The organism is Porphyromonas sp. oral taxon 278 str. W7784 (assembly GCF_000467855.2).
In the GTDB taxonomy this organism is placed as follows: domain Bacteria; phylum Bacteroidota; class Bacteroidia; order Bacteroidales; family Porphyromonadaceae; genus Porphyromonas.
In genome coordinates this window covers 86,788-88,164 of record NZ_KI259244.1, presented here as the reverse complement: position 1 = coordinate 88,164, position 1,377 = coordinate 86,788, and the positions used below count along the sequence as shown (strand labels likewise).

The window sequence follows — 1,377 nt, the reverse complement described above, 5'->3', positions numbered from 1 at the left end:
AGTAGGTTTTTTCGGCGACCTACCGTAGGTCGGTTTTCGCCCCCTCCCAGAGTGCCTAGATACAGGGATGTCGAAGGGGGGATCGGACTGCGATCTTCAGCAAGTCCTTCGATCTAGGGATTTATCCGAACTTCAACACCACGCATTATCAGTCCAATCTCATATACACCAGTACCTATGAACGCAACTCTCCTGAGGATATGCTCTGTCCTCGCCCTGTGCATGCTCTTTGCGTGTAGCCCAGGGAAGAACAAGAGCCAGCAAGAAACTACACAGGCAGACGATGCCGTCACCGAGCCCTTTGGAAGCTATGCCAGCCTAGCCTCCTCTAATGTGATCGCCTATCAGGATAGCCTCCTCTTCTTCTACAATATAGATGAGGATATGGTCGTCCCCTTCCACACGCAAGAGCCTGACGAAGTCTTCAGCTTCACCTTCGATCCCGACGGCAAGCACATGTACTACATCGTCGTGCGCAAGGGTAAGCTTACCCTCCGTCAAGCCACCTTCACCGATGGCGCTCCTAAGCTCGAAGACCTCGCAGACCTCGGGCTGGACAAGGAGGACTGTATCCATCAGTGTACCGGAGAGAATAGTAACCTCGTCTACCGAAAGGGTAAGCTGTCCTTCCAGAGTGGATTTAGCTGGGATGGCTACGGCTTCTTGAAGACCCATATCTTCACCCTCGCTAGTCGTACCCTTCAGAAGGATGTGGGCTTCGATACGGTGGAGCAGTTCTTCGCCGGGTACAAGCAGGAGACCAGGGAGGACAAGTTCGTCACGAAGTCCGAGCAACTCTATTACCGCTCAGGGAAGCAACTTATCTGTGTGAGCAATAAGCTCAAGCTCCAGGAGAAGAGGGAGGAAGACCCTGTCGAATATATGTGGTCTCAGGTGAGTCCCGACGGGAGCAAGGTAGCCTTCATAGCCATCACTATGATCGTGGACCTGCCCCACGGACCGCTCTGTATCGCCAATGCCGACGGCTCGAATCAGCGAATCCTCGCCGAGGATGCCGCTGCTAATGAGCTGCCCCCTGTCTGGGTGGGCAATAAGCTCTACTTCATCGATCAGGATAGTGAGCTGGAGGCGGAGAATGACGGAGGTTGCACCACTTCACTCTATGTCTCCGATCCGACGACGAATGGGCGCTCCCGAATGTTCGACCGGGTGCAACGCTTTGCGATCAAGCTTCCTGCCAAGTGATCCCGCTCGACTCGGCACTGAGGGAATTACCTGCGGGTAGCGAGGCTCGCTACTCGTCCTCGTTTGACGGGGTGTAAGGCGGGTGTCTTGAGGGTGAAATAGCCCCCTTCGGTCGAGCCCTCGGGAAGACCGATTTAGGGACCCACGGTAGGTCGTCGATGCGACCTACCG

The 1,377-nt window shown here is 55.1% G+C and carries 1 protein-coding gene; it reads left to right on the top strand.

Annotated elements, in window-relative coordinates:
• The first annotated feature begins 177 nt into the window (after window positions 1-177).
• Window positions 178-1,206, top strand: coding sequence for a PD40 domain-containing protein (locus HMPREF1556_RS06150; protein ID WP_021667501.1), 1,029 nt, complete (start codon window positions 178-180; stop codon window positions 1,204-1,206).
• Window positions 1,207-1,377 lie beyond the last annotated feature (171 nt).

Excerpts from the sequence above, each read along its gene's own strand:
- HMPREF1556_RS06150 (WP_021667501.1), top strand. The coding sequence starts at position 178 with ATGAACGCAACTCTCCTGAGGATATGCTCTGTCCTCGCCCTGTGCATG.